Genomic DNA, 8,821 nt, shown 5'->3' with positions numbered 1-8,821 from the left:
AGCCCCACGGAGAACTTTGCCGTGGCGCGCGTGCGCCGGAACATCTTCGGCAACTCCGACATCGGGCTGCTGGCCGCCAACCGTCAGGCCACCGACAGCAGCGGCACCTTCAACCGCTCGTACGGCGTGGACGCGAACATCCGCCTGCTGGGCAATCTCATCATCAACTCGTACCTCGCGGTCAGCGATGCCGACACGGCCAGCTCCAACGGCACCGCCGGACGCGTATCGGCGGCGTATCGCGGCCGGCTCTGGAACACGTCAGCGATGTACAAGCGCGTCTCGGACCACTTCGATCCGGGCATCGGCTTCGTGAACCGGCGCGGCTTTCAGCAGGCGTACGGCACCACGGGCATTCACGCGCGTCCCAAGCTCAAGGGCATTCAGGAGCTCAATCCGTACGTCGAGGCCGACGTGTACACCGATCTCGATGGCGGCGCGCAGTCGCATCAACTCACCGCCGCGCTTGACGTGTTCTTTCAGCCCGATGGTGAACTCAAGCTGCAGGTGAACGACTGGTTCGATCGTCTCGATCGCCCGTTCACCCCCTTCCCAGGGCGTTCGATTCCGATCGGCCGCTACAGCTTTCGCAATGCGAAGGCCACCTACACCTCGACGCAGCGCTATCCGGTCTACGGCAACGCGGGTGTACAGGTGGGTGACTTCTACAACGGCACCAACACCACGCTGAGCGGCGGACTCACATGGCGCCCGCGCTACGACATGAGCATGGAAGCCACCTATCAGCACAACGACGTCGCATTGCCCAGCGGCGCCTTTGCCGCCGACCTCGCCGGCGTGCGCCTCAAGTACGCGTACTCCACGACACTCTTCGGCAGCACCTTCGTGCAGTACAACACACAGTCCCGCAGCTTCGTGACCAACGCTCGGCTGGCCTGGCGCTACGCGCCGCTCAGCGACGTATTCCTCGTGTACACCGAGCGCCAGAACACCTTCACGAACGTACGCAACGAGCGCTCCGTGGCGATCAAAGTCACGCGCATGGCGGCGTTTTAGCCACAGCAACAACAACAGCAACAGCAGCAACAACAACAGCCAGAACACGGAGACCGCGGATTGCACGGAACCAACACGGATAAGCCAAAAGCGCTGTTTGCTTATCCGTGTTGTTTCCGTGTGATCCGCGGTCTCCGTGTTCTGGCAGTTAAGGATCTAGCCGCCAAATCCGTGTTCCGGCAGTGAGCGATCCAGCCCGTCACGGAGCGAACGAAGGCTCCTGGAACATCGCGTACGGCGCACACAACGGATCGCCGATCACGAGATCCTTCCAGAGCACCATGTACGATGCCGCATAGAACGCCTCCGCGAGCGTGGCGCCGCGTACGTAGCGATCGAACAGGATGTCCGGATTGGCCAGCGCCAGCGTGAACGGTTCGCTCACGTAGCCCTTCACCCCGGTCACGCCCTGCGCGATCAGATCGACGATCCGACTCTGCCCACCGGTCACCGGTCCGAAGGTACGCGCGCTCGTGGACACGAAGGTTTCCGCCAGCGCCCCCGGCAGGAAGCGCACCGCATGATACGCCACGCTATCGTACCGCCCGTCGTTGCTGCCCCAGCTCACGTAGCCCATCACCGGCGCCGAGGGGGCCACGAACGTCGCCGTGGTATCGATCTGCACGCCCATGCCACGCTGCGGTAACCGGAACGCCGCCCGATACAGCAGCAGGTTCATCGTGGCATAGCCATCGGTGCCACGGCGCGGTGGCATCGCATCGAAAAAGAACGGACCGGGCGCCGGGCGGGCGGCGATCGAGCGATCGACCAAGGCGAGACAATCGGACACCCGCCCACAGTCCAATCGCGTCACGAGGTAGATGCCGTAGCGGTCGCTCGAGAACGGACCCTCGGCATTGAAGTACGGATTACGATACCGCGACAGCCACGCGCTATCGAGTCCGACCATGGGCGGAATCGCTAGATGCATGCCGGACAGCATGGCGTCCACGCTGTAGCCGTTCTTGCGCGCCACACGAATCGGCACGCCGGTGGTGAGTACGATGAAGTCGATCCGTACCGGCAGCGCCGCGATGGCCGCCCGCACCGGCGCCACGAGGTCGGTCTGCAACGCGATGCTGCCGATCTCGTCGTCGAGCGGGAGCGCCAGGCGCACGATATGCGACGGGTCGATCCCTCGCCGTGCGGCGTAGTAGCGCCCCACGGAATCGCTGGCCGCACTGCGCGAGTTGATGACCACCAGCACCCGCTCGGCGCCGGTCGACGGGGCACGCTTCGCCACCCGCGGTGCGGGTGCAGCGCACGCGCCCAGCAGCAGGCCAAACACGAGGAGGGGGATGGCGCGGAACGGCATCGCTGGGACGATGCGGCCTCGCCGCGCGTTCCAGTAGGGGCTCGTGCGAAAAATCCGTCCCGGCGTAAATTCGCGCATGCCTTCTTTCCGCCTCCGCCCTGCCGTCGTGACCGCTGCGCTCACGGCCGTACTCGCCGCGACGCCGGCCGCGCTCCACGCCCAGCCGGCGTCCCCCAGTCGCAGCTACCCGCAGCTGCTGTCGCTGTTCACCGAGTGGCGCCGCTTTGAAGAGCCGCCACGCCGCGACGGCGTCCCCGACTATACCCCGCCCACCAATGCACGTCGGCTGGTGGCGCTGCGCGCGCTACAGGCCAAGCTACGCGCCATCGACACCACCGGCTGGCGCGTGCCGGAGCAGGTGGACTGGCACCTGGTTCGGGCCGAGATGAACGGGATGCAGTATCACCTCACCGTGCTCCAGCCGTTTGCCCGCGACCCGGCGTACTACGCCTCGGTGCGCACCGAAGAGAGCGATACGCCGGCCGAAGAGGGCCCCACGATTCACGGCGCCGTACGGCTGTGGCAGTATCCGGTGTGGCCGCGCACGGTGCTCGATCAGTCGCGCGCCCTCACGGCCGACGAGTCGCGCCGCCTCACCGCGCAGCTGAACACGATCGCCCCGCTGCTGCGTCAGGCGCGGGTGAATCTCGCCAAGGGCAACGCCAAGGATCTCTGGGTCGGTGCCGTGAAGACGTTCGACGAACAGCACGAGGCGCTCGGCACGCTCGCCACGCGCGTGTCCGCGAGCATGCCCAACGACAGCGCGCTCACGGCCGCGATCGTCAGCGCGTCGAACGCCACGGCGTCGTTCACCACGTGGCTGCGCACCGAGTCGTCGAAGAAGACCGGTCCCTCGGGAATCGGTACGGTGCAGTACACCTGGTTCCTGAAGAACGTGCTGTTGGTACCGCTCACGTGGGAGGACGAAGTCACGATCACCCGTCGTGAACTCGCGCGCGCACATGCTTCACTGCGCCTCGAGGAAACCCGCAACGCCAAGCTGCCGCCGATGCCCGTGGCCGGCTCGGCCGCCGAGTTCGCGACGATGCAGGCCACCGCACTGCCGCGCTACATGCAGTTCTTCCGCGACAAGGGCATCGTGACGGTCGAGCCGTGGATGGAGCGTGCTCTGCGTGAACGGTTCCAGTCGTACTCGCCCGAAGCCACCCGCAATTTCTTCTCGCAGGCCACGCATCGCGATCCGCGCACGCTGTGGACCCACCTCTGGCATTGGTGGGACAACGGCCGGTTCCGCGAGCACCCGCACGCGAGCCCGATCCGTCGCACGCCGTTGCTGTACAACGTGTGGATGAGCCGCGCCGAAGGCATGGCCACGTCGATGGAAGAGTGGATGATGCAGGCCGGGCTGTACGACGACTCGCCGCGCTCGCGCGAGATCGTGTGGACGATGCTGGCAGCGCGTGCCGCGCGCGGTCTCGGCAATCTCTACGCGCACTCGAACGCGCTCACGATGGCCGATGCGGCGAACATGCATGTGAGCTGGACGCCGCGCGGATGGATGCGTCGCGATCCACTGCTCGGCTTCGAGCAACACCTGTATCTCCGTCAGCCGGGCTACGGAGCCAGCTACGTCACCGGTGGCCGGCTCATGGAAGAAACGATGGCCGAGCGCGCGCGGCAGCTGGGCAGCGCCTTCACCATGCAGCGCTTCTTCGATGAAGTGAACACGGTGGGGATGATCCCCGTGTCGCTCGTGTACTGGGAGCTCACCGGCGACGACCGGATGATTCGCGAACTGCGCAACGGCAGTGGTCCGCTGCCGTTTCGGTAGAGCAATCGTGCGAACGTCGGCAGTCGTGTGACAGACTGCCGACGTTGGGGACGACTCAGGCCGTCTTGTGCTTGGCCAAACGCGGGAACCAGTTCAGCAGCTTCACCGCGGCGACGATCTCGGGGCGCAGCGTCCACCGCGTCTGCGGCGCTTCCGCGCCACCTTCGGCGAACGTGGCGAACACCGAGGCCTGCGGCTCCTTGGGCGGAACCGTGTACAGCAAACGTCCGGCCAACTTCGCGCCGAACCGGCCGTAGTTGAGATTCACCGCACCCGGCTTCTCGAAGCCGGCGGCTTCCGCGAGTTCGACGGTCGTGAGCGTGTACTCGGGGGCCAGGCAATGCGCGCGCAGCATGCTCCACTGCGCATCGGAAATCGTATTGGCGACATACAGCAGTCGCAGCGCCTTGTGGTACTCGGTCGACGTCGGGATGGGCATCGGCGTCGGCGCGGGTGTGGCAGCAGCGGTGGTCACAAGCAAATCTCCTGAAAGAGAGCACAGCCGCGCGCAGGAGATCGCCGCCGTCACATCGCACACATCGCGTCAAACGGCCAACGGACGGGGATGTTCACACCAAGCCTTACCTTTGGAACATCCCCCGAATACCGCTGTGGCGCAACGGGCGCGGGGCGAATCGTGTGCGGTTTCTCCGTTACTGCATCACGACGCCCCGATTCCCGTCACAATTGTGCTGCTTTCACCGCGCCGCGTGATGCATCACGGCACGATCTTGGCCGGCGGAACGATTTTGATGCCATCGGCGAAGGTGGCGGTCAGCAGATAGAGCAGCTTGGTCGACGGCAGTGCACTCGACGCGAGCGCGAACTCGGTGAGCTGATGTGCACCGTTGGCCTTCGATCCACCGATGGCGATGCTGGGCACCTTGCGCACCACGCCGGGGTTGGCGTCGGTGGCACCGGTGGCCACCGCTTCCGACGCGCCCGGCATGCCGGGGCTCATGCCGAGCGCACGATTGATGTCGATCGCGGTCTGCACGAGGGGATGCGCACGCGCGCCTTCAAGCTGCTTCTCGGTACCGCCGGCGCCGCTCTTCTGCTCGATCTCCACGCGCAACCCGACCTTCTGTTCGTCAGCCACTTCTTTGGTAACGCGGGTAATGGTGCGATCGAGCGAGTCCAGCAGCGCGGGGTCGGAGCTGCGCAGGTCCACCGTGAAGTACAACTCCTGCGGGACGGCGTTGAAGATGTTGCCGCCATGAATCTGTCCGATGTTCATCACGGCGCCGTTGGGGAGCGCCTCGAACTGCAGCTGATACAGGCGATCGATGGCCTTGGCTACAGCCTTGACCGGCGTGGGGATACCGCGTGATGACAGCGTGTGCGCGCCGGGATGCGTGAACACGTACTTGGTCCAGTAGATGCCCAGCGCACCGTACGCCACGCTGCCGTACGACCCATCGGGCACGATGAGCAGATCGGGCTTGGGGTTGTGCTGCATCCAGTACTCCATGCCTTTCAGGCCGAGCTCTTCCTGCACCGTGCCGATGAAGATGATGTCGCCTTTGCTGGTGAACTTGGTGGCGTTCATCACCCGCAGTGTCGACAGCATGTTGGCCACCGACGCGGTGTTGTCACCGACGCCCGGCGCGAACAGCGTATCGCCCGAACGCCGTACCTTCGTGTTGGTTTCGGGCGGAAACACGATGTCGGTGTGCGCGGCGATCACGATCGTGGGGCCACCGCCGGTGCCTTTGCGCACACCGGTCACGTTGCCGATGGAATCGACCGACACCTTCAACCCTTCTTGTTCGAACACCGCCTTCACATAGGCGCCGCGCTGTTGCTCGAGCCGCGACTTGCCGGGCATCTCGGCGATACGGATCCACTCCTCGACCTGACTCGGGAAGCGCTGCTCGAGCATCGCCATCGCCGACTTCACATCGGCGCGCTTGAGGAGCTCGGGATTCCAGCTGGTCGGGAACGTTTGCGCGGCCAGTGGCTGAGCCAGCGGCAGCGAGAGCGACAACGCGGCGGCAGCGACCGCGAGGAAGGCAACAGAGCGACGCATGAGAGAAGAGGTAGAAGTTACGGAAATAGCGGCGGCGGCACGCGCTTCTTCGTGGCCTGCTCGAACGCGTAGGCCAGCCCGACCAGCGTGGGTTCGCCGCAGGCCGACGCGGTGAAGCTCACCCCGAACGGGGCGGGCTTGGGAGTGAGGCCCTCAGGAAACGCTTGCGCGCCCTGCCCCTGCGGCACCGGCAACAGCGCATACGGAACGGTAATGGTGGGATAGCCGGGGCGCGCCCCGATGTTCGCGCTGCTGGTGCCAGGGAAGAGCAAGGCGTCGAGTTGGTGGGCCTTCATGGCGGCGTCGATGCCGTTGGTGGCCGACAGCAGGATGTCCTTGCGACGATCGGCTTCATAGCGCGCGAGGTCGGCCTGCACGTCCATCTCGTCGGAGATGTCGAGCAGCGCCTGTCCGTACTTGATCGCGCCGGCGCGTTGGTGCGCGATGTTCCACATGCGCAGCGCTAGCAGATTCTTCACCGGCGCCCGGTCGCCAAGCAACGACAGCCACGTGTTGAAGTCGCGCTTCATGCCGTACTTGAAGGCGATCGAGCAGTCGGCGTCACGTCCCTTGGCCTGCTCGAGGCCACTGCACGGATTCCAGTTCAGGAAGTTGTTGGCCGGCACCGGCTCCACGACGCTGGGAATGTTTGCGGGGTCGACGATCACCGCGCCCTGCGCCTTGAGCACGGCGATGACGTCATCCATGGCCGTGTTCTGCGCAGCCGTGAGTCCACCGCGCGGCGTGTTGCTGCCACCGGCCGGCGGAACCGTGGGCTCGTAGAAGAAGGCGCGTGGAATCCCGATACGGGCGCCCTTGAGCTTGTCGGTGCCCAGGAACGCGGTGTAGTCGTTGCGCGGTGGTGGGGTGCAGGCCTTGGTGGCGGCATCGTTCGCGTCGGGGGCAGTGCCCTCGAGCGCCCCCAGCATGATCGCCGCGTCGCGCACGGTGCGCGTCATCGGTCCGGGGGTGTCCTGATCGGCCGTGATGGGAATTACGCCGTACCGGCTCACACGCCCCACCGTGGGCTTGATACCCACCAGAAAGTTTTGCTGCGACGGACTGAGAATCGAGCCCGACGTTTCGGTGCCGACGCTGCCGGCCCAGAAGCTCACGTTGGTACCCACCCCCGAGCTCGAGCCACCGGTGTTCAGCACGGGGCGTCCGTCGAAGAACGCGTCGCGCGGATCACGCCGAGGGTCCCACGGATTCATGCCGTAGCCGGTGAGCCCCGTGTAGTTGCCCGGCATGCCGCTGGCGGTCCAGTTGGCGAGTTCGGTGAGCTGCGTCTTGGCGATGATGATCGCCCCGGCCGCCTTGAGGTTGCGCGTGACCGTGGCGTCGTAGTTCGGCATCAGGTCGGCGAAGGCGAGCGCCCCACCGGACGTCGCCATCTCGACCGTCTGAATGTTGTCCTTGAGCGCGATCGGAATACCGTGCAACGGTCCACGAAGGCGCCCCGCGGCGCGCTCGCGATCGAGCGAGTCGGCGATCGCCAACGCTTGCGGGTTCACGGTGATCACGGCGTTGAGCTTGTCTTCGTACATCGCGATGCGGGCGAGATACTGCTGCACGATCTCGCGCGACGTGGTGCGCTTCTGCTCGAGCGCGGTACGCAGGTCGGCGAGACTGGTTTCGACGACAGTCACAGGGCCCTGAACGGGCGGACGCTGGGCCCCGAGAACGGCGGGACGGCACAGGAGCGCCGCCACGGCGGCGAGGGCCACCCGGGAGAACCGGGTGCACGCAAGGGAGGTGAAAAGAGGCATGCGCCAAAGTGGCGACGAATCGGACCCGCGTCCATTGCGGATCCCGGCCGGACATCAGGCGGTGCGCGTCAGTCAGCCCGCACGTCGAGCCCCATGGCCTGCACGAGCGACAGCGCCTGCTGCAGGTCGATGATCGCGCCCTTGAGCCGCACCTTGGCGGGATCGAGCGCACTCAGATCGCTGCCCCGCAAATCGCAGTTGGTGAAGTCGGCGCCGTCGAAGTCGGCACCCGAGAGATCGGCGTCGCGGATCGAGCCGTCCTGACAGCGCAGGCGCGAGAAGTCGGCCTCACGTAACCGCGTGCCGCGCACGATCGCCCGCGACAGATCGGCGCCCGTCAGCCCCACGTGCGACCAGTTGCCACCGGCCACCTGCATGAGGTCGAAGGTGCAGCGTACGAAATTGCTGCCCACGAACTTGCACTCGGTGAAGCGCGCGTCGAAGAACGAGCAGCCGTTGAACGTGCAGTTGACGAACGCCGCATCGGTGTGCACCGAGCAGTTGAACGTGGCCCGCATGAACGTGCAGTCGGTGAACACCGCACCGCGATTCACCACCTCGGTGCACTCCAGGTCGGTGAACTTCACGCCGGTGTGCGTCTGCCCGGAGATGTCTTGTCCTTCCCAGTCGGTCTTGGTCATGTCAGCGCGGACGGCTGAACACAGCCCCGTGCGGAATGCCGGCGCCGCTCCCCCCATGCGGCCACGTGATGCCCTCCATGCGTAGGCCGACCTCCGCACTGCCTGCGGCGCGGAACCGTTCGTCGAGGGCGAGCGCACCGGTCGTGGCATTGAAGGTCGCCAGCAGCACACGCGTCTTCATCGCCTGATAGCCCGTAATCACCACGCGCTCGTGGTTGGGTTCGATGCCGATCCAGTGCGGCACGTCATCGGGGCCCA

8 protein-coding genes are annotated in these 8,821 nt (G+C 65.8%); 2 read left to right on the top strand and 6 right to left on the bottom strand.

All coding sequences use genetic code 11. The annotated features are described in order from the left end of the window. Positions 1-1,017, top strand: a 1,017-nt coding sequence (locus tag ACIRA7_RS12780; protein WP_396221231.1) for a hypothetical protein, incomplete at its 5' end; no start/stop codon positions are given. A 199-nt stretch (positions 1,018-1,216) separates the two neighbouring features. On the opposite strand, the gene ACIRA7_RS12775 is transcribed toward ACIRA7_RS12780, so the two are convergent. Next, positions 1,217-2,410: a TIGR03790 family protein gene (locus ACIRA7_RS12775; RefSeq protein ID WP_396221230.1), complete on the bottom strand. Its 1,194-nt coding sequence runs from the start codon at positions 2,408-2,410 to the stop codon at positions 1,217-1,219. Between ACIRA7_RS12775 and ACIRA7_RS12770 the strand changes: the two genes are divergently transcribed. Continuing rightward, positions 2,409-4,124 carry a DUF885 family protein gene (locus ACIRA7_RS12770; protein ID WP_396221229.1) on the top strand — a complete coding sequence of 572 codons (1,716 nt, stop codon included), beginning with the start codon at positions 2,409-2,411 and terminating at the stop codon, positions 4,122-4,124. The genes ACIRA7_RS12775 and ACIRA7_RS12770 overlap by 2 nt on opposite strands. 55 nt (positions 4,125-4,179) lie before the next feature. Here the strand turns inward: ACIRA7_RS12770 and ACIRA7_RS12765 are convergent, their stop codons facing one another. The 5 genes from ACIRA7_RS12765 to ACIRA7_RS12745 form a co-directional block, all read right to left on the bottom strand. Further along, entirely contained in the window at positions 4,180-4,599 is a 420-nt protein-coding gene (locus ACIRA7_RS12765) for a hypothetical protein (RefSeq protein ID WP_396221228.1), read from the bottom strand. Between the two features lie 243 nt (positions 4,600-4,842). Next, complete coding sequence (locus ACIRA7_RS12760) at positions 4,843-6,153, bottom strand: M20/M25/M40 family metallo-hydrolase (protein ID WP_396221227.1); 1,311 nt, start codon at positions 6,151-6,153, stop codon at positions 4,843-4,845. A 17-nt stretch (positions 6,154-6,170) separates the two neighbouring features. After that, a complete protein-coding gene (locus tag ACIRA7_RS12755; RefSeq protein WP_396221226.1) occupies positions 6,171-7,802 on the bottom strand; it encodes an amidase family protein in 1,632 nt (543 codons plus the stop codon). A gap of 188 nt (positions 7,803-7,990) precedes the next feature. Beyond that, positions 7,991-8,563: a pentapeptide repeat-containing protein gene (locus ACIRA7_RS12750; protein WP_396221225.1), complete on the bottom strand. Its 573-nt coding sequence runs from the start codon at positions 8,561-8,563 to the stop codon at positions 7,991-7,993. A gap of 1 nt (position 8,564) precedes the next feature. Further along, positions 8,565-8,821 (bottom strand): hypothetical protein (locus tag ACIRA7_RS12745; RefSeq protein WP_396221224.1); only part of this gene is annotated, 257 nt, incomplete at its 5' end.

Source organism: Gemmatimonas sp., assembly GCF_044376735.1.
Lineage (GTDB): Bacteria > Gemmatimonadota > Gemmatimonadetes > Gemmatimonadales > Gemmatimonadaceae > Gemmatimonas.
Note: the sequence above shows the minus strand (reverse complement) of the source record. Positions and strands in the feature narration are given on the sequence as shown.